We start from the raw sequence: 24,703 nt of genomic DNA, 5'->3' as shown, positions 1-24,703 counted from the left end.
TTCTTATTTAATGCGGGTTAAGGGACTTGAACCCCCACGCCGTTAAGCGCCAGATCCTAAATCTGGTGCGTCTGCCAATTCCGCCAAACCCGCATATTAATATGACCCGTACTGGGCTCGAACCAGTGACCCTCTGATTAAAAGTCAGATGCTCTACCAACTGAGCTAACGAGTCAAACGGTCCCGACGGGAATCGAACCCGCGATCTTCGCCGTGACAGGGCGACGTGATAACCGCTACACCACGGGACCTTTTGGTTTATATACCATTGTTAATGGGAGTTAACGGGATCGAACCGCTGACCCTCTGCTTGTAAGGCAGATGCTCTCCCAGCTGAGCTAAACTCCCTTTTGCTAAGCGACTACCATATCTAACAGGGGGCAACCCCCAACTACATCAGGCGTGCTAGGGCTTAACTTCTGTGTTCGGCATGGGAACAGGTGTATCTCCTAGGCTATCGTCACTTAACTATGATTGATTATCCAATCAAAATTGAATACCTATATATTCTAACAAGAAACCGACTCGCTGTCAATATTGACTCGTTTCTTTTTTGGATAAGTCCTCGAGCTATTAGTATTAGTCCGCTACATGTGTCACCACACTTACACTTCTAACCTATCTACCTGATCATCTCTCAGGGCTCTTACTGATATAAAATCATGGGAAATCTCATCTTGAGGTGGGCTTCACACTTAGATGCTTTCAGCGTTTATCCCTTCCCTACATAGCTACCCAGCGATGCCTTTGGCAAGACAACTGGTACACCAGCGGTAAGTCCACTCTGGTCCTCTCGTACTAGGAGCAGATCCTCTCAAATTTCCTACGCCCGCGACGGATAGGGACCGAACTGTCTCACGACGTTCTGAACCCAGCTCGCGTGCCGCTTTAATGGGCGAACAGCCCAACCCTTGGGACCGACTACAGCCCCAGGATGCGACGAGCCGACATCGAGGTGCCAAACCTCCCCGTCGATGTGAACTCTTGGGGGAGATAAGCCTGTTATCCCCAGGGTAGCTTTTATCCGTTGAGCGATGGCCCTTCCATGCGGAACCACCGGATCACTAAGCCCGACTTTCGTCCCTGCTCGAGTTGTAGCTCTCGCAGTCAAGCTCCCTTATACCTTTACACTCTGCGAATGATTTCCAACCATTCTGAGGGAACCTTTGGGCGCCTCCGTTACCTTTTAGGAGGCGACCGCCCCAGTCAAACTGCCCGTCAGACACTGTCTCCGATAGGGATAACCTATCTAGGTTAGAGTAGCCATAACACAAGGGTAGTATCCCAACAACGCCTCCACCGAAACTAGCGTCCCGATTTCATAGGCTCCTACCTATCCTGTACATGTGGTACAGATACTCAATATCAAACTGCAGTAAAGCTCCATGGGGTCTTTCCGTCCTGTCGCGGGTAACCTGCATCTTCACAGGTACTAAAATTTCACCGAGTCTCTCGTTGAGACAGTGCCCAAATCATTACGCCTTTCGTGCGGGTCGGAACTTACCCGACAAGGAATTTCGCTACCTTAGGACCGTTATAGTTACGGCCGCCGTTTACTGGGGCTTCAATTCACACCTTCGCTAATGCTAAGCGCTCCTCTTAACCTTCCAGCACCGGGCAGGCGTCACCCCCTATACATCATCTTACGATTTAGCAGAGAGCTGTGTTTTTGATAAACAGTTGCTTGGGCCTATTCACTGCGGCTGACTTAAAGCCAGCGCCCCTTCTCCCGAAGTTACGGGGCCATTTTGCCGAGTTCCTTAACGAGAGTTCTCTCGCTCACCTGAGGCTACTCGCCTCGACTACCTGTGTCGGTTTGCGGTACGGGTAGAGTATAATTAACGCTAGAAGCTTTTCTTGGCAGTGTGACATCACTAACTTCGCTACTTAACTTCGCTCCCCATCACAGCTCAATGTTAGAGATATAAGCATTTGACTCATATCACACCTCACTGCTTAGACGTGCACTTCCAATCGCACGCTTTAGTTAGCCTACTGCGTCCCTCCATCACTATATACTCTAGTACAGGAATATCAACCTGTTGTCCATCGGATACACCTTTCGGTCTCTCCTTAGGTCCCGACTAACCCAGGGAGGACGAGCCTTCCCCTGGAAACCTTAGTCATACGGTGGACAGGATTCTCACCTGTCTTTCGCTACTCATACCGGCATTCTCACTTCTATGCGTTCCAGCGCTCCTCACGGTACACCTTCTTCACACATAGAACGCTCTCCTACCATACCTAAAAGGTATCCACAGCTTCGGTAATATGTTTTAGCCCCGGTACATTTTCGGCGCAGGGTCACTCGACTAGTGAGCTATTACGCACTCTTTGAATGAATAGCTGCTTCTAAGCTAACATCCTAGTTGTCTGTGCAACCCCACATCCTTTTCCACTTAACATATATTTTGGGACCTTAGCTGGTGGTCTGGGCTGTTTCCCTTTCGACTACGGATCTTAGCACTCGCAGTCTGACTGCCGATTATATCTCATTGGCATTCGGAGTTTATCTGATATTGGTAATCCGGGATGGACCCCTCAATCAAACAGTGCTCTACCTCCAAGAGACTTAACATCGACGCTAGCCCTAAAGCTATTTCGGAGAGAACCAGCTATCTCCAAGTTCGTTTGGAATTTCTCCGCTACCCACAAGTCATCCAAGCACTTTTCAACGTGCCCTGGTTCGGGCCTCCAGTGAGTTTTACCTCACCTTCACCCTGCTCATGGGTAGGTCACATGGTTTCGGGTCTACGACATGATACTAATGCGCCCTATTAAGACTCGGTTTCCCTACGGCTCCGTCTCTTCAACTTAACCTCGCATCATATCGTAACTCGCCGGTTCATTCTACAAAAGGCACGCTCTCACCCATTAACGGGCTCGAACTTGTTGTAGGCACACGGTTTCAGGTTCTATTTCACTCCCCTCCCGGGGTGCTTTTCACCTTTCCCTCACGGTACTGGTTCACTATCGGTCACTAGAGAGTATTTAGGGTTAGGAGATGGTCCTCCCAGATTCCGACGAGATTTCTCGTGTCTCGCCGTACTCAGGATACTGCTAGGGTTAAAGACTATTTCGAATACGAGGCTGTTACTCTCTTTGGCTTACCTTCCCAGGTAATTCTTCTATAATCTTGTCGTCCCACGTCGCAGTCCTACAACCCCGATGTGTAAACACATCGGTTTGCCCTCTTACCATTTCGCTCGCCGCTACTAAGGCAATCGCGTTTGCTTTCTCTTCCTGCAGCTACTTAGATGTTTCAGTTCACTGCGTCTTCCTCTTCATTACCTTAACAGTAATGAGTGACATGCATTACATGCCGGGTTCCCCCATTCGGACATCTCTGGATCAATGTTTACTTACAACTCCCCAAAGCATTTCGTCGTTAGTCACGTCCTTCATCGGCTTCTAGTGCCAAGGCATCCACCGTGCGCCCTTATTAACTTAACCTTATTTTGGTCTGTTGACCTTAAACTCATTAAATCACAGCGTTTCGGTTTATTTCTTGTTACTATCTACAATTCAATTTCTTGAATCGTGGAATTTGATATAGATATTCAATTTTCAATGGACAATCTTTTGAATCTTTCGATTCAATGGAGCCTAGCGGGATCGAACCGCTGACCTCCTGCGTGCAAAGCAGGCGCTCTCCCAGCTGAGCTAAGGCCCCACAAGACCTCTCAAAACTAAACAATACTCCAAACGTGCTTCCGTTTATCCTTAGAAAGGAGGTGATCCAGCCGCACCTTCCGATACGGCTACCTTGTTACGACTTCACCCCAATCATCTATCCCACCTTAGGCGGCTGGCTCCTAAAAGGTTACCTCACCGACTTCGGGTGTTACAAACTCTCGTGGTGTGACGGGCGGTGTGTACAAGGCCCGGGAACGTATTCACCGCGGCGTGCTGATCCGCGATTACTAGCGATTCCGACTTCATGTAGGCGAGTTGCAGCCTACAATCCGAACTGAGATTGGCTTTAAGAGATTTGCTTGCCGTCACCGACTCGCGACTCGTTGTACCAACCATTGTAGCACGTGTGTAGCCCAGGTCATAAGGGGCATGATGATTTGACGTCATCCCCACCTTCCTCCGGTTTATTACCGGCAGTCTCGCTAGAGTGCCCAACTTAATGATGGCAACTAACAATAGGGGTTGCGCTCGTTGCGGGACTTAACCCAACATCTCACGACACGAGCTGACGACAACCATGCACCACCTGTCACCGATGTTCCGAAGAAACTTCCTATCTCTAGGAATAGCATCGGGATGTCAAGACCTGGTAAGGTTCTTCGCGTTGCTTCGAATTAAACCACATGCTCCACCGCTTGTGCGGGCCCCCGTCAATTCCTTTGAGTTTCAACCTTGCGGTCGTACTCCCCAGGCGGAGTGCTTAATGCGTTAGCTGCGGCACTAAGCCCCGGAAAGGGCCTAACACCTAGCACTCATCGTTTACGGCGTGGACTACCAGGGTATCTAATCCTGTTTGCTCCCCACGCTTTCGAGCCTCAGCGTCAGTTACAGACCAGAGAGCCGCTTTCGCCACCGGTGTTCCTCCATATATCTACGCATTTCACCGCTACACATGGAATTCCACTCTCCCCTTCTGCACTCAAGTCTAACAGTTTCCAAAGCGAACAATGGTTAAGCCACTGCCTTTAACTTCAGACTTATTAAACCGCCTGCGCTCGCTTTACGCCCAATAAATCCGGACAACGCTCGGGACCTACGTATTACCGCGGCTGCTGGCACGTAGTTAGCCGTCCCTTTCTGGTAAGTTACCGTCACTGTGTGAACTTTCCACTCTCACACACGTTCTTCTCTTACAACAGAGCTTTACGATCCGAAAACCTTCTTCACTCACGCGGCGTTGCTCGGTCAGGGTTGCCCCCATTGCCGAAGATTCCCTACTGCTGCCTCCCGTAGGAGTCTGGGCCGTGTCTCAGTCCCAGTGTGGCCGATCACCCTCTCAGGTCGGCTATGTATCGTCGCCTTGGTGAGCCGTTACCTCACCAACTAGCTAATACAACGCAGGTCCATCTACTAGTGAAGCAATTGCTCCTTTCAAGCATCTAACATGGGTTAAATGCTGTTATGCGGTATTAGCTATCGTTTCCAATAGTTATCCCCCGCTAGTAGGCAGGTTACCTACGCGTTACTCACCCGTTCGCAACTCTTCCAACTTTAGCAAGCTAAAGTCTTCAGCGTTCTACTTGCATGTATTAGGCACGCCGCCAGCGTTCGTCCTGAGCCAGGATCAAACTCTCATTTAATCTTGTTCTCATTCTGTCACTGACAGATTTATCGTTTTTGACAGGTTACTTCCGTAACCCGCACGTTTGGTTCGTATTGTTCAGTTTTCAAAGGTCTTTGTCTCATCCGAGACAACTTCTATATTCTATCAAATTTGAAACTCGTTGTCAATACCTTTTTTCAAGAAATTTTCAAGTTCTTTTCAAATTTGTTACCGTTGTCCTCTCGAACAACAGCTATATTAGTTTATCATTGCTGTTTACTTTTGTCAACAACTTTTTTTAGTTTTTTTGTTATTAACTTAAGTCTCTTGAAAGGCTCGCTCTCAAGCAGCAACTATAATAATTTATCATCTATCCTGATTCCTGTCAATAGGTAAATTAAAAAATCCGCTAAAAAATTTAGCGGATTTTTCTACGGGTTATTTGGCTTCGATTAAACCAAGTTCACCGTCTTCACGACGATAAAGAATGTTTGTTACACCATCTTCAGCATCTGTGTAGATAAAGAAATCATGTCCCAAAAGGTCCATTTGAAGAAGCGCTTCATCAAGATCCATCGGTTTCAAGCTAACGTGTTTTGTACGAACGACGTTTACTGCTGGTCCTTCTTCTACAGGTTCAGCTTCAAACTCACTTGTGAAAATTTGGCTAGCTGGAACTTTTTCACGATGTTTTTTAGCAATTTTAGTCTTATTTTTACGAATTTGACGTTCAATCTTGTCAGTTACCAAATCAATTGATCCATACATATCTTGTGAAACGTCTTCAGCTCTAAGAGTGATTGAATCAACCAAAATTGTTACTTCAACTTTTGCAGTTTTTTCACGGTAGACTTTTAGATTAACACGAGCATCTAATTCTTGTTCAGCATTGAAGTATTTTTCAATTTTTCCGAGTTTAGATTCGACATAGTTACGGATTGCATCTGTTACTTCGATGTTTTCTCCACGAACACTATATTTAATCATAAAAACACCTCTTTCTCGCTATAAAGCGCTTTCTTTACTCTTTTATTATACTGCTTTCATGAAAATTTGCAAGCATTTACCGTGCAATTGTTAAACTTTTTACAATCTTTACTCCTTTTTCATAAAATAAGTGATAAATTCCTTTTAAAGTTGCTCCCGTTGTGTAAATATCATCAATAATTAATACTTTATCTGGTATCTGAATATCTGATTTAATCCTAAAAGGACAGTCACTTGTCAGTCTTTCTTTTCTACTTTTTTCAGATTGCTTTTTATTATCTTTCTTCTCTAAAATATCATAGTAAGAAATCTTAGCAGCATCTAGAATGCCTGTAACTTGATTGAATTGTCTTTCTGTCATTCGTTCTTTGCTGAGTGAGACAGGAATAATGGTATAGCCCTTGTAGTTCTTCAAGACTTGTTTGACTTCTTTTGCAAAAACATGGCTTAGCATAGCATCTCCTTGAAATTTGTATTTTGAAAAATACTCTTTCATGGCTTCATTGTAAGTATACAGTGCTCGGTGCGAAACTTTATGATTTTCTTTTGCCCACTTCTTGCAATCATCACACTGCTCTTTACTGCCTTTTCGGTAGCACGTTGGACAGTGGTCATCACCAATTTTTTCAAAGTTTTCCTGACACTCTTTGCAAATCAAGTAACGGCTCTTGCACATTGTAATAATTCCTAGAAAAGTTTCCTTCTCAGAAAATTCTTGTCCGCAAAGCAAACATATCATTAAAATCCTCCTTTATGATTCATTTCTTTTATTTCAGAAATAGCTTTTTTCATAGCTTTTGTTACGCCATCATGCAAGAACAATAACTCTCCTGTCGGTCTCTCGGCTGCTCGTCCAACTCGTCCTGATATCTGTACAAGTGCACTTTTGCTGTACAATTTATGATTTGCAAGTAGGACAAAAACATCAACACAAGGAAAGGTTACCCCACGTTCTAGAATGGTTGTCGTCACTAGTATGGTTAATTTTCCTTGTCTAAATTCTTCTACCAATTCCAAACGATTTTCAGTTTTACTTGATACAAATCCTATCCTTTCATCTAGAAAAATGCTTTGTAAGATACTTGTAAATTCTCTACCTTGTTCAATATTCGGAAAAAAGATAAGAAGCGGAAATTGACTTTGCCTTTGTTTTTTTAAAAGAGAGATTAGTTTAGGAGGAAATTTTTTCTTTTTCATTGAAATTAGCACTTTGCTTAACCAAACCATTTTGGGGACTACCAAAGGATTGGCATGAAAACGTCTTGCCAAATGCAGCTTTGTCAACTCTCCTTTTTTCACCTTTTTATCAAGTTCATCAGTCGAAGTCGCTGTTAAAAAGAGTTTAACGCCATCATCTTTTAGCGATTGATTGACAGCGTGATAAAGCATTTTATTGTCAACAAAGGGAAAGGCATCAACTTCGTCGATGATTAATAAATCAAATGCTCGGTAAAATTTTAAAAGTTGATGGGTCGTTGCAATTACCAGTGGAGAACGTTTATACGGCTCAGAATCACCGTGTAAAAGCGTAATCGGGCAAGAAAAATCCCGTGATAAACGTTTATAAAGTTCTAAACAAACATCAATCCGTGGACTCGCTAAGCAGACACTTCCACCATTATCAATAACTTTAGCTAAAGATTGATAAATCATTTCAGTTTTACCAGCACCAGTCACGGCGTGAATCAATAAATCTTGTTTTTCTGTAATACCTTTAAGCATGCCTTTAGAAACTTCATCTTGATAAGGAGTTAGTTTTCCTTGCCAATTTAAAGACTGAGTCTTTGTAAAAGGCTTCTGAGGGAAATAATAAAGATTAGAATCACTAGTATTTCGCCCAAAAACTAAACACTCTCTACAATAAATGCGACCAGTTTGCAACATTTGATTTGCTTCCATTACACTTCCACAGCGATTGCAAATCATTTGCCCTTTTTCTCTTTTAATCGAAGGAAGGACTTTTGCTTCTTTTTTCAAGTCATCTGTTAACTGACTTTCTGTAAAAATTCTTCCATAGTAATCATTTAACTCTGTCATACCTATTTATTCGAAAACTTTGCTAAATCCCAAAAAATCTTGTAAAATTTGGGTATGAACTATAAAACAATCAAAAACGATGGCGTTTGCGAGGAAGAAATTAAAAAATCTCGCTTTATTTGCCAATTAAAACGCGTTGAAACCGAAGAAGAAGGACGAGAATTCATTGCTCAAATCAAAAAAGAACATTATAAAGCAACTCACTCTTGTTCTGCTATGATTATTGGAGAAAACTCTGAAATCAAACGTTCTAGTGATGATGGTGAACCAAGTGGAACAGCTGGTGTTCCAATGCTTACTGTTCTAGAAAAGCAAGGTTTGACAAACGTTGTTGCTGTGGTCACACGCTATTTCGGTGGTATCAAATTAGGCGCTGGAGGCTTAATTCGCGCTTACGCTGGTAGTGTCGCAAATGCTCTTAAAGAAATTGGTATCGTAGAAGTTAAAGAGCAAGAAGGCATTAAAATTACTCTTTCTTATCCACAATACCAAACATTCTCCAACTTCTTGCAAGCTGAAAATCTTCAAGAATTTGACACCGAATTTCTAGAAAATGTAACGACTCACATCTACCTTGATCCTGAAAATGTAACAGAGGTTAGTGACCGTCTTGTTGAATTTTATCAAGGTAAGGTTTCCTTTGAAAAATCTGGTTCAAAAATTGTCGAAGTTGCTTTGTGATAAGATTTCCCTATCACCATGATAAGAATTATATATTTTACAAACAGCCAATTTGAGCATATACTTGACCTATAAATTTTAATTCAAGGAGAATCATTTATGGCAAAAATTTATAACTCAATTACTGAATTAATTGGAAACACTCCTATTATCAAACTTAACAACATTGTTCCTGAAGATGCTGCTGATGTTTACGTCAAAATTGAATCATTTAACCCAGGCTCATCTGTTAAAGACCGCATTGCTCTTCGTATGATTGAAGACGCTGAAAAAGCAGGTACAATCAAACCTGGTGATACAATTGTTGAACCTACATCAGGTAATACTGGTATTGGTCTTGCTTGGGTCGGTGCAGCTAAAGGATACAAAGTCATTATTGTAATGCCTGAAACAATGAGCCTTGAACGTCGTAAAATTATCCAAGCTTATGGTGCTGAACTTGTTTTGACACCAGGAAGCGAAGGAATGAAAGGTGCTATCGCTAAAGCCAAAGAAGTCGCTGCAGAGAAAAATGGATGGGTACCACTTCAATTTGCTAATCCATCTAACCCAGCTGTTCATGAAGCAACAACAGGAGCTGAAATCATTGAAGCTTTCGGTCCAAAAGGTCTTGATGCTTTCGTAGCTGGTGTTGGTACTGGAGGAACTGTTTCTGGTGTTTCTCACGCTCTTAAAAAAGCAAACCCAGACATCAAAGTCTATGCAGTTGAAGCTGATGAATCTGCTGTTCTTTCTGGTGAAAAACCTGGTCCACACAAAATTCAAGGAATTTCAGCTGGCTTTATCCCAGATACCCTTGATACTAAATCTTATGATGATGTCATTCGCGTCGCATCAGACGATGCTATTGTAACAAGCCGTAACCTTGGTGGAAAAGAAGGATTCCTTGCTGGTATCTCTTCTGGCGCAGCCATCTTTGCAGCTATTGAAAAAGCCAAAGAACTTGGTAAAGGTAAAAAAGTCTTAGCCCTTCTTCCTGACAACGGCGAACGTTACCTTTCAACTTCTCTTTACGACTTTGGTGACTAAAAAATTATCAAAACTTCAACAAGGCTAGAGTTCTGCTCTAACCTTGTTTTCTTATGATTATGATATAAAAAATGCTGAGCACTTCGTCTCAGCATTTTATTAATCTTTTGTTAGTAATTCAAGGCTTTCTTTTGTCCATTTTGGCAGATTGTCTGCCAATGGTTGAAAACCAATATTTAAATGACTATTTGAAAAACGATGGCGTCTGTGGAGATGATGTTTTTCCTCTTCAAGGGTACGCAAAGAAAGGCTAGCTTTTTGCGTAAATTCATCAAAATCAACAACTTGTACCAAGACTTTCTCACCAACTTTAAGCAGTTGGTAAATATTTTCAATATAGCCTGTTTTAATTTCTGAGATATGAATAAGGCCTGTAGTCCCATTATCCAATGCGACAAAGGCACCATAAGGTTTTATACCTGTTATTGTTCCAGTGATTTTGTCGCCAATTCTCATTAATCTACTACCTCAATTGTTTCAATAACTACATCTTCAACTGGGCGGTCTTGTGCGCCAGTTTCAACGTTTGCAATTTCATCAAGAACTTTGTATGATTCTTCGTCCATGATTTGTCCAAAGACTGTGTGACGACGGTCAAGGTGAGGTGTTCCACCTTTAGCAGCATAAAGTTCTGCGATTGGTTTTGGCCAGCCACCACGTTCTAGTTCTTTTTGAGCGTATGGAATTTTGCTATTTTGAACGATAAAGAACTGGCTTCCGTTTGTATTTGGACCAGCATTTGCCATTGAAAGAGCTCCACGAACATTGTAAAGTTCTTCTGAGAATTCATCTTCAAAGCTATCGCCATAGATAGATTGTCCCCCCATACCAGTACCAGTTGGGTCACCACCTTGAATCATGAATTCAGGAATGATACGGTGGAAGATGATACCATCATAGTAACCATCTTTTGACAAAGCAACAAAGTTTGCTACTGTTTTTGGTGCATGATCAGGGAAAAGTTTGATTTTCATGTCACCATGATTTGTTTTAATTGTCGCAACTGGACCTTCAACTGTTGATAAATCAACTTGTGGGAAATTTAATTGTTTTTCTACCAAACCGAGTTCCTCCAAGGCATATAAAATGCCATCTTCTTCTACTGTTTTTGTTACAAAATCTGCTTTTTCTTTGAGTTCAGGCACTGCATTGCCCATAGCAATTTTCAAGCCAACATAATCAAAGATTTCCATATCATTTGGACCATCTCCAAACATCATGGCATTGAGTGGTTTTAAGTTTTGACTTTCTAAAACATGGGCAACTCCTGAAGCTTTAGAGACGCCAACCTTAACAACATCAGATGAATGTTCGTGCCAAGGTACCAAACGAATCTCACTAGCTAAGTCTTCTGGCAATTGCAAATCAGCATTATTTTCAGCAAATGTCCACATTTGATAAACATCATTTGTTAAATAAAAATCTGGCTCAACATCACAAATACCATAAATAGGTTTCATAGCATCATCAATTAAGTCACAGCGTTTTGACACGACTGGTTTATCCTTACCAGTAAAACCATATTCAATGCCCTCTGCCTTAGCCCAATTGACATACTTTTCAACTAAATCACGTGGAAGTGGGTCGCTAACAATCTCTGCTTCTTTCTTGTCAACAACATAAGTTCCATTGATTGTGACAAAATAATCAGGATTTAAATCACGAATTTCGGGAACAACGCCATAAAGTGCACGTCCTGTCGCAATCCCTGTCATAATGCCTTTTTCTTTCAAACTTTTAAAAACATACTTGATTGATTCTGGCATATAACCTGTGACTTTGACACGTAAGGTATCATCAATATCAAAGAAAACAATTTTTGTCTTCTTAGCCTTGTATTTTGTTTTTACATCCATCTGTATCATTATGGGAAAGGAAATGGTCACTAAAATCTCATTTTCCATAAAAGTCCTTAGACTTTTTGTCCCATTTTCCTTTCTAACTTTGAAATCAAAGAAAAGCTATGTTTTTATTATAACATTAATCCTCATCTTGCGGTACTAAATGATGCTTAAAGGCATAGACAACTGCTTGTGTACGGTCATCCACTTCTAGCTTAGCTAAGATATTTGAAACGTGTGTTTTAACAGTTTTTAGCGAGATAAACAGTTCATCAGCAATAGTCTGATTGTCATAACCTTTGGCTAAAAGCCTTAAAATATCTCGCTCACGCGCCGTCAAATCTTCATGCAATTCAGGTTGCTTGTCATGAGCTTTGATTTTTTTATCGACTTCAGTTTCGATAGCTAGCTCTCCACGCGCAACTTTTTGAATCGCATTTAAAATTTCTGCTGCACTAGATGTTTTTAACATATAACCTTTAGCACCCGCTTCAATAACTGGGTAGATTTTTTCATTATCAAGATAAGATGTCAGAACAAGGATTTTAGCTTCTTTCCACTCTTTTAAGAGTTTTAAGGTCGCTTCAACGCCACTCATTTCAGGCATTACCAAATCCATTACTACCACATCTGGTTTTAACTCTAAAGCAAGTTTTATCCCTTCAATGCCATTGCCTGCTTCGCCAACAACTTCAACGTCAGGTTGCAAGTTAAAAAAACTTTTCAAACCAAGACGTACCATTTCGTGGTCATCAACTAGGATAACTCTAATTTTCTGGGTCATCTTCTTTCTCCTTGTTTTCTCCCTTAACCAAAGGCAAACGGATATCCATCGATACTCCTTTTCCCTTTTGGCTCAATAATGTCATCGTTCCAGCCATGTCATCAACACGTTCTTCAATATTATTAAGACCATAACTTAAATCATGTCTTTCATCCATATCAAAACCGACACCATTATCAACCATTTTTAATTGCAATTCTGTCTCTGTCTGATTGAGGTATACTTCTAAACGTGTTGCCTTGGCATGTTTAAGCGTATTGCTGATAAATTCTTGAGCAATTCGAAAAACATTATCCTCAATCTTTTTAGGCAGTTTTTCGATATTTTTCTTATAAACAACTTCTATACTACTCTTATCTGTTAATTCTTTCAAGAGGATGTCAAAACCTTCCGAAAGGGTTTTATTTTCCAGTTCTGTAGGTCTTAAATGTAGCAATAAAATACGCAAATCTTTTTGAGCATTTTGCAACATACTTTCAACAGCTGTTAGCTGAAACTCCAGCTGGTCTCTTTCAATTTGATCAAGATTAGCAGATACTCCTGAAAGAATCATCGAAGAAGCAAACAGCTCTTGACTAACCGTATCATGAAGGTCACGAGCAATACGTTTACGTTCTTGCTCCACAATTTCTTGTCCATTTTGAATACGACTATTCTCAGTATTTTGAAGACTATTTGTTAAGTGTGTCATCTTTTTAGACAAGCGTGACAAATTCGTGTTGATTTCTGTATCTTCATCAAGAGATACTTCCTGATTATTTAAAATGCGGCGCAGATTTTGGTTAATACTTCGTTTGCTATTATCATCCAAAATAACCCAAAGTAGTAATAACAAAATAGTAACAGCTAAGATAAGAAAGACAATTGAAAAAACAAAACGTTCTCCCATCCAAAAATCTGTTATCAAACTTTTCAAATGCAACTCTAAACTATCTAGGACAACAACAACAATTGAAATGATGATAATACTTGCATAAAGAATCAAAAGTAAAAAATGATGTTTTTTCATTTACGCACCACCTCAACATCTCCTGCTAAAACATTAACAATCACCTTAACAGCTTTCAAACATTCTTCATCTTTAGGATGCCATAATTTTAAAGATTCATTTCGCAGGTCATATTCTTCAAAATCAAAATAACGAACACTGCCATAAATCGCACTAACATCCAATTTAACCGCAACGTCAATAGGAACTAAAATCTTTGTTGGACCAAAAACTTTGCGAATGATTACCACATTATCCTTACCAGTTACGATGACACTGCTTAAATCAATAGTATCACTTCCAGTTAAACGAACCATGTTGATGTCATCAAAGGCATAAAAATCACTGTCATGCATATCAGCACCAATCCATTGATTGCGAATTGGTTTTGCTTTCAAGTCTTCCTCACGAAAACGAACCAAAGCAAAGCGATTTTTCTTCTTAACTTGCGAAAAGTGATTAATGACCACATAAACAACCCCAAGCACAACCGCCATGATAATGTATGGATTAAGCATCAAAATCAAAAATAAAAGAACCAATCCTACTGTTAACAATAAATTATTGCGCTTGTCTTGATTATAAAAACGTAATGCCAAAAGAATTAAAACTAAAATTAAGATAAAACTCGATAAATTGTTGGCCATAATTGTCATTAAGCCCATGACTAATAAAATAGTTTCGACAATGACAAAAAATTGAACTTTCCTCATATCATACCCTTTCTTTTTCTGTATTTTACCAAAAAGAAGCGGAAATTGCTCGATTTTGACTAAAAAAGAACACCTATTTAGGTGTTCTTATAATATCTTATTGTTCAACTGATGATGAGTCGGTTTGTGAACTTTCCTCAGTGCTGCTACTGCTGCTACTTGAAGAACTTGACTCACTAGTTTCACTTGTCTCAGATGACTCAGGAACAGATTGAGATGGTGCTACTTCAGAAGGTTGAACTTCACTTCCAGATGAGAAGTAAAGTTTCACATTTCCTTCAATAGCTGCGCCAAAGTAAGGATCTTGTGCCACAACAACTGCAGAGGCAGATGGTGTTTTGACTTGAGAGTATCCAGTTGATGAAGTAGCATCTGCTTGGAATACTGTAATATGTGAGCTTGATAAGCCAAGTGCAGTCAATTCAGCAATTGCATCTTGGTAAGTATACCCAATAAGGTTTGGCATAACAATTGCTGCAACCTTGAAAGTAATCTTATTTTCACTAGCTACTCTTGTACCTTTTTCAGGTGTTTGACTAATGATAGTACCACCGTCATAGTTAGTACCTGTTATCCATTCAACATCAATCTTATCACTTGAAATACCGTGCTTATCTTTGAGTTCTTTGATAACTTCTTGATAGTTTTGACCAGTATAATCTTTCATCTTAAAGCCTGATGTTCCTTTTGACACATAAATGTCAACTTTGGCACCTTCTTTTTTAGATGAACCTGCTGTTGGGTCAGTCTTAATAACATGACCTTTTTGCACAGTATCACTAGCTACTTTATGAATATCACCAACTTTAAGTCCAGCTGAAGTTAAACTTGTCTTAGCATCTGCTAAACTTGTTCCTGCTACATCTGGAACGTTGACTGAAGCTGGTGTGCTTAGCGTCAAGTAAGTAAAGATAGCAATTGCAACTACTACGACCGCAAAGAAAATTTTCACTAAAGTACCAAACATACGATGTGATTTTTTCTTCTTCGTTTTCGCTTTTGCAATTTTATTATCCGCAGCTTCACGATTAACTTTAGCTGCTTTTTGTTTTTTCAACAATTGTTCTGTAGTTGAGGGAACAGGTGTTGAAGTTGTTACTTTTGGAAGTGTCTTCGTATTTTCTGTATCTTCAAAGACAAGTTTGCGTTCACGACTGCGGTTATATGAAAGAGCAGTCATTAAATCACGGCTCATCTCAAAAGTTGAGGCGTAGCGATCACTCAAACGTTTTGCAGTTGCTTTAATGACAACATTTTCCAAAGCTTGTGGAACATTTTTATTTTCATCAATGATTGATGGAAGTGGTTTTTGGAAATGTTGAAGAGCAATTGTAACAGCTGAATCACCATCATATGGGATGTGACCAGTCAACATTTCAAACAACATAATCCCCATAGCGTAGATATCACTTTGAACAGTGGCTTTTGATCCACGCGCTTGTTCAGGTGATAAATAGTGTACACTACCAAGCATTGAGTTTGTCTGTGTTAAACTTGTTTCTGCAAAGGCTACAGCGATACCAAAGTCGGTAACTTTAACCGTTCCGTCTTTGGTTAACAAGATATTTTGTGGTTTCAAATCACGGTGAACAATTCCTTGTTGATGAGCCAAAGTCATTGCAGACAAGACTTCTTCCATGATTCTAACAACTTCATTATTAGAAAGCGGGGCATGGTCTTGAATGTATTTTTTCAAGTCCGAACCATCAACATATTCCATTACTAAGAATTGCTGTCCGTCTTCTTCTCCAATATCACGAATCGAAACGATATTTGGATGGTTTAGCTCTGCCATGGCACGCGCTTCACGTTGGAAACGAGCAACGGCAATTTGATCTGTTTGATAATTAGTTCGAAGGACTTTGATAGCCACTTCTTCATTATCAAGAATTAGATCTTTGGCAAGATAAACATCTGCCATTCCACCCCGTCCGATAGATTTGAGGATCCGATAACGACCAGCAAATAATTTGCCAATCTGAATCATTAAGCTTCCTCACTTTCGGCGTGGATAAGAGCAATGGTGATATTATCAAGACCTCCACGTTCGTTAGCAAGAGTGACTAACTCATTATTTTTATCGTCAAGATTTTTATCTTGGCTCAAAATGCTAACAATTTCGTCATTGGTAATCATGTTTGTTAAACCATCACTGTTAATGATGAGATAATCACCATCTTCAAGAACTTGAACCCCTAAATCAGGTTCAACTGGGTTTGCTTGTCCAATAGATTGCGTAATAATATTTTTTTGTGGGTGGTTTGCTGCTTCTTCTTCTGTCAATTGACCAGCTTTCACCAATTCATTAACAAGAGAATGGTCGCTTGTTAACAATTCGTATTCACCATTATGAAGCAAGCCAATGCGTGAATCACCAACGTGAGCAAAGATAACATTGTTATCAACAATCGCTAAAGCTTCAACGGTTGTTCCCATACCTTTGTACTCATCAGTTTGACCCAGTTCATAAATTCTTTGATTTTCTGCTTCAAGCGCAGTAATCAGCCAATCACGAATTTGGCTTAATTCAGTAAAATCGGTAGTAATCCATTCACGTCCAAGGTCAGTAACGGTCATTTCACTAGCAATATTACCAGCACGATGACCTCCCATACCATCTGCTAGGATGACTAAAGTGATACCTTTTTCGTTATCAAATTTATTAATAAAATCCTGATTATTTGAACGTCTTTGTCCGATATCAGTTACAAGTGAAATTTTCATAGTTTTCCTTCTGACTGTGTCAGTTTCCTCCTTGAGATTACAAGATACGTTTAACTTGTCCAATAAAGAACCCGTCTGTCTGATATTGTTCAGGGGTAATCGCAATACAACCATCTCTTACAATATCTTCTTGCGTATGACTCAGTTTTACCTGTTCAAAATTTGGATGAGTTTCTAAAAATTTGTTAATGACTTGGAAGTTTTCCTCATCAAAAATTGTACAAGTGCTATAAGTTATTATACCACCTTTACGCAATGTTTGACAAACGCTATCAAGAATTTGCAATTGAATTTCCTGTAAAGCATTGAAATCTTGATTTTCTTTATTGTACTTAATGTCAGGTTTACGGCGGATAAGACCAATTCCTGAACATGGTGCATCAACTAAGATTTTATCAAAAGTGTCTGGTGCAAAATGTTCGTGAACTGTTGTGGCATCCATTTTTTGTGTAGAGATTTTATCAGCCACATGTAAGCGTTTGGCATTATCCATTACCAAATCAAGCTTGTGGTCGTATAAATCTAATGCTGTAATATGCCCGCTTGTCAAGTAAGAAGCCATGTGAGTCGTTTTTCCACCTGGAGCTGAACAAGCATCTAAGATATTTTCATCGCCCTGAATATTAAGCGTTGGGGCCACCAATTGACTAGACTCATCTTGAATAGTAATATCACCGTTAGCAAAATAATCTGTCCCTGCAAAATGCCCTGATATTTTAACCAAACCAACAGGAGATAGAAGTGATGGTTTAGCACCTGTTGCCGCCTCTATCTCAGTTAATTTATCAGGATTTGTCACACGAATACTAGCTTTATTTCTGACAAATAGACTCTGCATGATAGCTACTGCTCGTTCTTCACCAAATTGGTCAATTAATTTTTTAACCAACCAGACTGGTAAAGAATAAAGAACCGAATAACGTTTGTTTGTACGTTTAATGCTTTCAGGATTTGGGAGGTCATCTTTAGTCAAACGTCGCAAAATCGCATTAACAAATTTTTCAGCACCTTTTTTATTGCCACGATTTTTAGCAATATTAACCGCGTCATTTACCACAGCGTGAGCTGGCATCTTGTCAAGATACAATAATTGATAAAGGCTCAGCATCAAAAGATAATAAACCCAAGGATCCAATTTGTCACGGTCTTCGATATAGTGAGCTAAATACCATTCTAGGGTAATCTTTCGTGCTACTGTACCATAGACGATTTCTGTCACCAAAGACTTATCTTTTTGTGACAACTGAGTCTGTTTAAGTTCCTGATTCAGAGCAATATTTGAATACGCTCCTTCTTCAAAGACATTTTCAAGAACGACTAGCGCTAAGCCACGTGCTTGTTTCTTCCAATCATTCGCCAATAAGGTCACCTACTTCAAGTTTACGTCCAACACCATTTAAGAAATCCACAACGCTCATGCGTGGTTTCCCTGCTGGTTGAACTGTTTTAAGAGAAATCGCACCGTCTCCAGTTGCCACAACCAAAGTTTTCTTGCCTTTTTCAATGATTTGACCTGGTTGTCCTTGACCTTCTGCCAAGCTTGCTTCATAGATTTTGAAACGTTTGCCATCAAGAAGGGTGTGGGCAACAGGCCATGGATACAAACCACGGATGTGGTTAAAGACCTCACGCGCTGATTTATTCCAGTCAATGCGTTCTTCTTCTGGTGTGATATTTGGTGAGAAAGTTGCTTTGCTTTCATCTTGTGGTTCTGGTTTAATATTGCCTGCAATGTAATCTGGTAATGTTTTTAACAACAAATCACGTCCAATAACAGCCAATTTTTCAAACATTGTTCCAACGTTATCTTCGTCAGTAATTGGTGTTGATGCTTTAGCAATCATGTCTCCAGCATCCATTTTCTTAACCATTTCCATGATTGTCACACCTGCTTCTTTGTCACCGTTGATGATAGCGTAGTGAATTGGTGCACCACCACGGTATTTAGGAAGCAGTGAGGCATGCACATTAACTGCAAAATCAACAGAATCAAGCAATTTTGTTGGTAAGAATTGACCAAAAGCAGCTGTTACAATACCATCTGCCCCTAAAGTCATAAGCTCAGCCATTTCATCTGAACCAGACATTTTTTCAGGTTGATAAACTGGTAAATTGTGTGCTAAAGCAACTTCTTTAACAGGTGTCATTTTGATTTCTTTTTTACGACCAACCGCGCGGTCTGGTTGCGTCACAACCGCTAAAACATCGTAGTTGGCATCATCTAGTAAACCTTCTAGAACAGTCGCTGCAAAATCAGGTGTTCCCATAAAAATTAATTTTGTCATTTTTCTTCCTCTCAAAGGATTTTATTACTTAAATTTTTCTTTATTATAGCATAGTGAGAGCCTACATAAAATTTTGTGGCTCATGGTCTATTACCAGTCGCAAATCCTTATTTTCAGGTAATTGAGTCATGTCTAAAATCTGATTCAAGACACTTTCTAAGTGGTCCTCAAAGCGATATTTGACAATGATTTGATAATGATAAAGATTGTGCGTTCTGGCAATCGGCTTAGGCGTTGGACCGAGAATTTTAATTTTGTCAGATAAATGTTGACGCAAAATTTGAAGCAATTCAAAAGACTTACGCACAACAGTCTGCTCATCCTTGTGTGACAAGGTTAAGCCAACCGTAAAATAATATGGTGGGTAAGATAATTGCTTACGAATCCCCATCTCATAAGCATAAAAAGCTTCATAATCTTGCTTTTGAGCTAACTTGATGGCGTAGTGCTGTGGGTTGTAGGTCTGAATTAAGACCTCACCTTCTTTTTCTGCACGACCTGCACGACCTGCAACCTGAGTCAACAGTTGAAAAGTTCGCTCAGAAGATCTAAAATCAGGCAAATTTAGTGATGTATCCGCATTTAACACACCTACCAAAGTAACATTTGGAAAATCAAGTCCTTTGGCAATCATCTGTGTTCCTAACAAAATATCAGCTTCATGATTCCCAAATTTATCAAGAATTCGCTGATGCGCTCCTTTTTGTCGTGTGGTATCGACATCCATTCGCAAGATGCGAGCTTGCGGGAAAACCTCTGCTAATTCATCATAAGCTTTTTGAGTTCCAGTCCCGTAATATCGGATGCTTCGACTATGACAATTTGGACAAGTGTGTGGAATAGCTTTTTCAAAGCCACAATAGTGACAATTCATAGTCTTAGTGTCCATATGAAGCGTCAAAGAAATATCACAATTTGGACATTCATCCACGTAACCACAATCACGACACATAACGAAGCTTGAATACCCTCGTCGGTTCAACATGAGCACAACTTGCTCATTTTTCTCCAAACGATCCGCAATTTTTTCCAGCAGATAAGGCGTGTAATTGCTGACTTCCTGTTGCCCAACGTAATCACGAAAATCAACAATGTCAACTTTTGGAATCTTAGCCAAAGGATTGGCACGGTGAGTCAATTGTAAGAACTGATAAACATTACGACTAGCACGCGCACGGCTCTCAATGCTTGGCGTTGCAGATCCCATTAACAAAACAGCCTTATGATATTTCGCACGAAGTAAAGCCACATCGCGCGCATGGTAACGCGGATTCGATTCTTGCTTGTAAGTTGCCTCATGCTCTTCATCGATGATAATTGCGCCAATATTTTCCATTGGAACAAAGATAGCAGATCTAGCACCTACGACAACGCGAGCTTGACCCGATTTTATCTTTCGCCATTCATCAAATTTTTCACCATCAGACAAAGCCGAGTGCATAATCGCCACTTGCTTACCAAAACGTGAAATAAAGCGATTAGTCATCTGAGGCGTCAAAGAAATTTCAGGCACCAAAACAATCGCTGTTTTACCAAGTTTCAAGACCTTATCAATAATGTGCAAATACACTTCGGTCTTACCTGAACCAGTCACGCCTTCTAACAAGAAAGGTTTAGATTCTTTGCCAATTTGACTAGTCACCTTTTTAACCACAGCAGCTTGTTCTGCATTTAACTCAAGAAAATCCGTCGTTGCAACATCAAAGTATGCGTCCGAACGTTTCTTCTCTTTTTCTAAAATGGTTAGCAGATGATTTTCCACAAAGAATTTGACAATGTCACGTGAAAAGAGCTGGTACAGGTCTGTCAATTTTCCTGTTTCAGGATGCTCAAGCAAGTAATCACGTAACAACAAACGCTTCTTAGCTCTTGCTGAAATTTCTGCTTGAGCTAACTGGTCAGAATTAACTTGATAGAATTTCTCAGTTTTGATATTTTTCTTATCTTTAGCAAGATAATCAACTGAAATTTTTCCTGCTTGAACCAGTCTAGCAACTTTTTTAGCTTCTTCTTCAGATAAGCTTGAGTGAAGCCTGCTGTCTTTATCGCCAAATAAAGCCAATCGCTCTTCATCAGACAACGTTTCTGTCGGCATCAAGCGTTTATCGTATGTTGAATTGAGCAAATTAGGAATCATTGATTTCAAAATTGAAATCTTATAAGAAAAAACAGTATGACGCATTTGGTCTGCTAAAGCAAGCTGCTCTTCATTTAAAACTGGTTCAAAATCCAATACCTCGCAAATAGCCTTTAAATCACTGATATTATCGTCAATGCCCTCAGAAAATCCGACAACAAAGCCTTGCAAAAGACGATTGCCACGACCAAAAGGAACATGCACCCGTGAGCCTAACATGACTTGATTTTGCATGTCTTCTGGCACGAGATATGAGAAAGGCTTATCGGTCTGCATTAATGGCACATCAACAATGACCTGAGCAATTTTTGTCATAACTATCCTTTCTAAATAAACTCAAAAAATATCCTAACGAAAAAAAGAATAATCATCGCGATAAGTAAGCTTTTAAAATACTTGTTTACTTTATCACAATGATTTATTACAAGAAAAATCTAAGATAAAATACCTTAGATTTTTTCTCCTTCTTCTTTTTCTTTAGCGATTTGTTCTTTGATTTTACGTTCTTCTTCTTCTTTCGCCAAGCGTTCTGCTTCGATACGAGCATGTACAGCAGCACGTTTTGCTTCTGGATCTGGGTGGATAACAACGTTACCAGATTCAATTTCTTCAAGAGCTTGCAAAGTAGCTTTTACTGATTTGAATTCTTGAGTTGGTTTTGCACCAGCTTCAAGTTCGTGAGCGCGTTTAGCTTGAAGAATGCAAAGTGAGTATTTTGATGGCACTTTATCAAGCAAAGTGTCAATAGAAGGTTTTAACATCATAGCTTTTTTCTCTCTTCTCTCTTTTAGTCAATGTCTTTAATCATGTCGTTGTAACGTCCAATAACACGATCAACACGGAAATGTTCTGCTTCGATAATGCGTTTAACGCGTTCAGCTGCCAAAGGCACTTCGTCATTAACAACAGCATAATCGTATTCGCGCATCAAAGCAATCTCTTCTTTAGCACGTTCGATACGTTGGCGGATAACTTCTTCGCTATCAGTACCACGACCGACCAAACGATCTTTTAATTCGTCCAAATCTGGTGGAGTCAAGAAAATGAAGACACCATCTGGAACTTTTTTCTTAACTTGAAGAGCCCCTTGAACTTCGATTTCAAGGAATACATCGATTCCTTTATCGAGCGTTTCATTAACGTAAGTCAGTGGTGTGCCGTAGTAGTTGCCTACATATTCAGCATATTCCAACATTTGACCATTTTTAATAAGCTCTTCAAATTCTTCACGAGTTCGGAAGAAATAATCAACGCCATCAACTTCTCCTGGACGCTTTTGGCGCGTTGTCATAGAAACAGAATACTCAAATTTATGATCAGGTGTTGAAAAAATTTCTTGGCGAACTGTTCCCTTACCAACCCCAGAAGGTCCTGAGAAAACAATTAACAAACCACGTTCGGTCATGCCACTCTCCTTATTATAGACTACAAGTTAAGACTTGCTTTTTATCAATTAGACTACAGTCTAGTATATCAAAGATAAGGCTATATTTCAAGGGAATTTACAAGCTCCTTCACATTAAAAAGAAGCACATCTAAAACGTACTTCTTCTTGTCTATTTCATTATTTTGCGTAATCGACTGCACGTAGTTCACGAATAACTGTAACTTTAATATTACCAGGGTAATCAAGGTTATTTTCAATTTTTTCACGAACTTTGTGTGCGATGATTGTTACCTCATCATCGGAAATTTTATTTGGTTGCACCATGATACGAATTTCGCGTCCAGCTTGCAAGGCATAGCTGTTTTGAACGCCATCGAAGCTCTTGGCAATTTCTTCCAAATCACGTAGACGTTTGATGTAGTTTTCCATAGACTCATTACGAGCACCTGGACGAGCTGAGCTAAGAGCATCCGCTGCTGCAACAATAACGGCAATGACACTTTCAGGTTCTACATCTCCGTGGTGACTTGCAATTGCATTAACCACGATTGGGTTTTCTTTGTATTTACGAGCAAATTCTGCACCAATCTCAACGTGGCTACCTTCGACTTCACGGTCAATGGCTTTACCCATATCATGCAAGAAACCTGCACGACGAGCAAGCATTACGTTTTCGCCAAGTTCGCTAGCAAGAATACCAGCCATCTTACCAACTTCAACTGAGTGACGAAGAACATTTTGACCATATGACGTTCTAAATTGCAAACGTCCCATAATTTTAATTAAATCAGGATGCAAGTTTACTGCACCGATTTCAAAAGCAGCAGCTTCACCATATTCACGAATGCGGTTATCCATTTCCAAGCGGTTCTTTTCAACCAATTCTTCAATGCGTGCTGGGTGAATTCGACCATCTTGAATTAGAGCTTCCAAGGTCATACGAGCAATTTCGCGACGGATTGGATCGAATCCTGAAAGAACGACCACTTCAGGAGTGTCATCAATGATGACATCAATCCCTGTCAAACTTTCAAGGGTACGAATGTTACGTCCCTCACGACCAATAATACGACCTTTCATACTATCATCAGGAAGATGAACAGTTGTAATGGTTTGCTCAGTAACGTATTCACCAGCCATTCGTTGCATGGCTTGAGCGAGAATATTTTTGGCGAGCTTGTTAGACTTATCGCGAACCTCACGTTCAGCATCTTTAATACGAGTGGCAATTTCATGCGTCAAATTAGTTTCAGTTTCCGTCAAAATAATTTCACGCGCTTCTGCAATCGTCATCAAAGCTACACGTTCAAGTTCCGCTTTTTTCTGTTCTTCGAGTTCTCCGATTTGTTTTTCACGCTCATTAATGTGTCTAGATTTATCGGTTAGACTTTGTTCTTTACTATCCAACACTTTTTCTTTGCTGGTTAGATTTTCATCCTTGCGATCAAGAGAAGACGCTCGTTCTGTCAAACGAGTCTCCATTTGTTTTAACTCTTGTCTTTCAGATTTAAATTCTTTTTCAATCTCTTCTCGATATTTTCTAGCCTCTTCTTTTGCTTCGATCAGTAATTCTTTGCGATGAGCTTTCGTTTCTCGCTCAGCTGATTTTCTAATGTGCTCAGCTTCTAATTCAGCCTTACCACGTAGATTCACAGCATCCTGTTCTGCATTTAAAAGAGTGAGTTCTGCAGCTTCTTTCGCAGACTTAAGTCTGATGGAAATTAGTGCATAACCAACTATCAAACCAATGAGGGCAAAAACAACCAAGATAATAATATTTGCCATGTTTTTACCTCAATAAAAATTTTAGATTTCATCTATAGAAAGCTACTTTCAAGTTTACCATAAATCGAGTTTTTTCACAATTTAAA

The 24,703-nt window shown here is 39.9% G+C and carries 18 protein-coding genes, 5 tRNA genes and 3 rRNA genes; 2 read left to right on the top strand and 24 right to left on the bottom strand.

What is annotated here, in order from left to right; translation table 11 throughout:
* Nucleotides 1-11 precede the first annotated feature (11 nt).
* The 11 genes from GPZ88_RS06765 to GPZ88_RS06715 form a co-directional block, all read right to left on the bottom strand.
* Nucleotides 12-93: transfer RNA gene (locus tag GPZ88_RS06765), tRNA-Leu, on the bottom strand.
* Nucleotides 94-102: 9 nt separating this feature from the next.
* A tRNA-Lys gene (locus GPZ88_RS06760) sits at nt 103-175 on the bottom strand.
* A 3-nt stretch (nt 176-178) separates the two neighbouring features.
* Nucleotides 179-251, bottom strand: a tRNA-Asp gene (locus GPZ88_RS06755).
* 24 nt (nt 252-275) lie between these two features.
* Nucleotides 276-348: transfer RNA gene (locus GPZ88_RS06750), tRNA-Val, on the bottom strand.
* A 4-nt stretch (nt 349-352) separates the two neighbouring features.
* A 5S ribosomal RNA gene (gene rrf / locus GPZ88_RS06745) occupies nt 353-468 on the bottom strand.
* 85 nt (nt 469-553) lie between these two features.
* Nucleotides 554-3,453 (bottom strand): 23S ribosomal RNA (locus GPZ88_RS06740).
* Between the two features lie 147 nt (nt 3,454-3,600).
* Nucleotides 3,601-3,673 (bottom strand) — tRNA-Ala (locus GPZ88_RS06735).
* Between the two features lie 54 nt (nt 3,674-3,727).
* Nucleotides 3,728-5,276, bottom strand: a 16S ribosomal RNA gene (locus GPZ88_RS06730).
* Together the 16S, 23S and 5S rRNA genes with 5 tRNA genes alongside form the textbook arrangement of a ribosomal RNA operon.
* Nucleotides 5,277-5,677: 401 nt before the next feature.
* The gene (gene hpf / locus GPZ88_RS06725) at nt 5,678-6,226 is read right to left on the bottom strand and encodes a ribosome hibernation-promoting factor, HPF/YfiA family (protein WP_039695883.1); all 549 of its coding nucleotides are present in this window, start codon (nt 6,224-6,226) and stop codon (nt 5,678-5,680) included.
* 76 nt (nt 6,227-6,302) lie between these two features.
* Nucleotides 6,303-6,965, bottom strand: coding sequence for a ComF family protein (locus tag GPZ88_RS06720; RefSeq protein WP_166043786.1), 663 nt, complete (start codon nt 6,963-6,965; stop codon nt 6,303-6,305).
* Nucleotides 6,965-8,263 (bottom strand): ATP-dependent helicase ComFA, encoded by a 1,299-nt coding sequence (locus GPZ88_RS06715; protein ID WP_166043784.1) that lies wholly within the window; start codon nt 8,261-8,263, stop codon nt 6,965-6,967. Before GPZ88_RS06715 ends, GPZ88_RS06720 begins: the two co-directional genes overlap by 1 nt.
* Nucleotides 8,264-8,317: 54 nt before the next feature.
* Between GPZ88_RS06715 and GPZ88_RS06710 the strand changes: the two genes are divergently transcribed.
* On the top strand, nt 8,318-8,944 hold the full coding sequence (locus GPZ88_RS06710; RefSeq protein ID WP_166043782.1) for a YigZ family protein: 627 nt from the start codon (nt 8,318-8,320) through the stop codon (nt 8,942-8,944).
* A gap of 99 nt (nt 8,945-9,043) precedes the next feature.
* Nucleotides 9,044-9,973, top strand: a complete 930-nt coding sequence (cysK, locus tag GPZ88_RS06705; RefSeq protein WP_074626743.1) for a cysteine synthase A — start codon at nt 9,044-9,046, stop codon at nt 9,971-9,973.
* A 99-nt stretch (nt 9,974-10,072) separates the two neighbouring features.
* Here the strand turns inward: cysK and GPZ88_RS06700 are convergent, their stop codons facing one another.
* The 13 genes from GPZ88_RS06700 to GPZ88_RS06640 all read right to left on the bottom strand — a co-directional run bounded on the left by GPZ88_RS06700 (nt 10,073) and on the right by GPZ88_RS06640 (nt 24,617).
* Entirely contained in the window at nt 10,073-10,429 is a 357-nt protein-coding gene (locus GPZ88_RS06700) for a S1 RNA-binding domain-containing protein (protein ID WP_020916316.1), read from the bottom strand.
* Nucleotides 10,429-11,829 carry a Cof-type HAD-IIB family hydrolase gene (locus GPZ88_RS06695; RefSeq protein ID WP_081348706.1) on the bottom strand — a complete coding sequence of 467 codons (1,401 nt, stop codon included), beginning with the start codon at nt 11,827-11,829 and terminating at the stop codon, nt 10,429-10,431. Before GPZ88_RS06695 ends, GPZ88_RS06700 begins: the two co-directional genes overlap by 1 nt.
* Nucleotides 11,830-11,953: 124 nt before the next feature.
* The gene (locus GPZ88_RS06690; RefSeq protein WP_039695886.1) at nt 11,954-12,598 is read right to left on the bottom strand and encodes a response regulator transcription factor; all 645 of its coding nucleotides are present in this window, start codon (nt 12,596-12,598) and stop codon (nt 11,954-11,956) included.
* Nucleotides 12,582-13,607: an envelope stress sensor histidine kinase LiaS gene (locus GPZ88_RS06685; RefSeq protein WP_074799172.1), complete on the bottom strand. Its 1,026-nt coding sequence runs from the start codon at nt 13,605-13,607 to the stop codon at nt 12,582-12,584. Before GPZ88_RS06685 ends, GPZ88_RS06690 begins: the two co-directional genes overlap by 17 nt.
* On the bottom strand, nt 13,604-14,299 hold the full coding sequence (gene liaF / locus GPZ88_RS06680; protein ID WP_039695888.1) for a cell wall-active antibiotics response protein LiaF: 696 nt from the start codon (nt 14,297-14,299) through the stop codon (nt 13,604-13,606). The genes GPZ88_RS06685 and liaF overlap by 4 nt, the downstream gene beginning before the upstream one ends.
* A gap of 97 nt (nt 14,300-14,396) precedes the next feature.
* On the bottom strand, nt 14,397-16,286 hold the full coding sequence (gene pknB / locus GPZ88_RS06675) for a Stk1 family PASTA domain-containing Ser/Thr kinase (RefSeq protein ID WP_166043779.1): 1,890 nt from the start codon (nt 16,284-16,286) through the stop codon (nt 14,397-14,399).
* Nucleotides 16,286-17,023 (bottom strand): Stp1/IreP family PP2C-type Ser/Thr phosphatase, encoded by a 738-nt coding sequence (locus GPZ88_RS06670; protein ID WP_039695890.1) that lies wholly within the window; start codon nt 17,021-17,023, stop codon nt 16,286-16,288. The genes pknB and GPZ88_RS06670 overlap by 1 nt, the downstream gene beginning before the upstream one ends.
* A gap of 37 nt (nt 17,024-17,060) precedes the next feature.
* Nucleotides 17,061-18,383 carry a 16S rRNA (cytosine(967)-C(5))-methyltransferase RsmB gene (rsmB, locus tag GPZ88_RS06665; protein WP_157628767.1) on the bottom strand — a complete coding sequence of 441 codons (1,323 nt, stop codon included), beginning with the start codon at nt 18,381-18,383 and terminating at the stop codon, nt 17,061-17,063.
* Nucleotides 18,373-19,308, bottom strand: coding sequence for a methionyl-tRNA formyltransferase (fmt, locus tag GPZ88_RS06660; RefSeq protein WP_074561288.1), 936 nt, complete (start codon nt 19,306-19,308; stop codon nt 18,373-18,375). The genes rsmB and fmt overlap by 11 nt, the downstream gene beginning before the upstream one ends.
* 61 nt (nt 19,309-19,369) lie before the next feature.
* Nucleotides 19,370-21,760 (bottom strand): primosomal protein N', encoded by a 2,391-nt coding sequence (locus GPZ88_RS06655; protein WP_157628766.1) that lies wholly within the window; start codon nt 21,758-21,760, stop codon nt 19,370-19,372.
* A 134-nt stretch (nt 21,761-21,894) separates the two neighbouring features.
* Entirely contained in the window at nt 21,895-22,209 is a 315-nt protein-coding gene (rpoZ, locus tag GPZ88_RS06650) for a DNA-directed RNA polymerase subunit omega (RefSeq protein WP_014334364.1), read from the bottom strand.
* 23 nt (nt 22,210-22,232) lie between these two features.
* On the bottom strand, nt 22,233-22,850 hold the full coding sequence (gene gmk / locus GPZ88_RS06645) for a guanylate kinase (RefSeq protein WP_003063524.1): 618 nt from the start codon (nt 22,848-22,850) through the stop codon (nt 22,233-22,235).
* Nucleotides 22,851-23,009: 159 nt separating this feature from the next.
* On the bottom strand, nt 23,010-24,617 hold the full coding sequence (locus GPZ88_RS06640) for a ribonuclease Y (protein WP_039695894.1): 1,608 nt from the start codon (nt 24,615-24,617) through the stop codon (nt 23,010-23,012).
* Between the last annotated feature and the right edge of the window lie 86 nt (nt 24,618-24,703).

Source organism: Streptococcus ruminicola, assembly GCF_011387195.1.
Classification (GTDB): domain Bacteria; phylum Bacillota; class Bacilli; order Lactobacillales; family Streptococcaceae; genus Streptococcus; species Streptococcus ruminicola.
The sequence above is the reverse complement of the archived record's forward strand: the minus strand, read 5'-3'. Positions and strand labels throughout refer to the sequence as shown.

Excerpts from the sequence above, each read along its gene's own strand:
- cysK (WP_074626743.1), top strand. The coding sequence starts at position 9,044 with ATGGCAAAAATTTATAACTCAATTACTGAATTAATTGGAAACACTCCT.
- fmt (WP_074561288.1), bottom strand. The coding sequence starts at position 19,308 with ATGACAAAATTAATTTTTATGGGAACACCTGATTTTGCAGCGACTGTT.
- GPZ88_RS06670 (WP_039695890.1), bottom strand. The coding sequence starts at position 17,023 with ATGAAAATTTCACTTGTAACTGATATCGGACAAAGACGTTCAAATAAT.
- GPZ88_RS06685 (WP_074799172.1), bottom strand. The coding sequence starts at position 13,607 with ATGAAAAAACATCATTTTTTACTTTTGATTCTTTATGCAAGTATTATC.
- GPZ88_RS06690 (WP_039695886.1), bottom strand. The coding sequence starts at position 12,598 with ATGACCCAGAAAATTAGAGTTATCCTAGTTGATGACCACGAAATGGTA.
- GPZ88_RS06655 (WP_157628766.1), bottom strand. The coding sequence starts at position 21,760 with ATGACAAAAATTGCTCAGGTCATTGTTGATGTGCCATTAATGCAGACC.
- pknB (WP_166043779.1), bottom strand. The coding sequence starts at position 16,286 with ATGATTCAGATTGGCAAATTATTTGCTGGTCGTTATCGGATCCTCAAA.
- GPZ88_RS06640 (WP_039695894.1), bottom strand. The coding sequence starts at position 24,617 with ATGGCAAATATTATTATCTTGGTTGTTTTTGCCCTCATTGGTTTGATA.
- gmk (WP_003063524.1), bottom strand. The coding sequence starts at position 22,850 with ATGACCGAACGTGGTTTGTTAATTGTTTTCTCAGGACCTTCTGGGGTT.
- GPZ88_RS06720 (WP_166043786.1), bottom strand. The coding sequence starts at position 6,965 with ATGATATGTTTGCTTTGCGGACAAGAATTTTCTGAGAAGGAAACTTTT.
- GPZ88_RS06700 (WP_020916316.1), bottom strand. The coding sequence starts at position 10,429 with ATGAGAATTGGCGACAAAATCACTGGAACAATAACAGGTATAAAACCT.
- GPZ88_RS06710 (WP_166043782.1), top strand. The coding sequence starts at position 8,318 with ATGAACTATAAAACAATCAAAAACGATGGCGTTTGCGAGGAAGAAATT.
- hpf (WP_039695883.1), bottom strand. The coding sequence starts at position 6,226 with ATGATTAAATATAGTGTTCGTGGAGAAAACATCGAAGTAACAGATGCA.
- GPZ88_RS06715 (WP_166043784.1), bottom strand. The coding sequence starts at position 8,263 with ATGACAGAGTTAAATGATTACTATGGAAGAATTTTTACAGAAAGTCAG.
- GPZ88_RS06695 (WP_081348706.1), bottom strand. The coding sequence starts at position 11,829 with ATGGATGTAAAAACAAAATACAAGGCTAAGAAGACAAAAATTGTTTTC.
- liaF (WP_039695888.1), bottom strand. The coding sequence starts at position 14,299 with ATGAGGAAAGTTCAATTTTTTGTCATTGTCGAAACTATTTTATTAGTC.
- rpoZ (WP_014334364.1), bottom strand. The coding sequence starts at position 22,209 with ATGATGTTAAAACCTTCTATTGACACTTTGCTTGATAAAGTGCCATCA.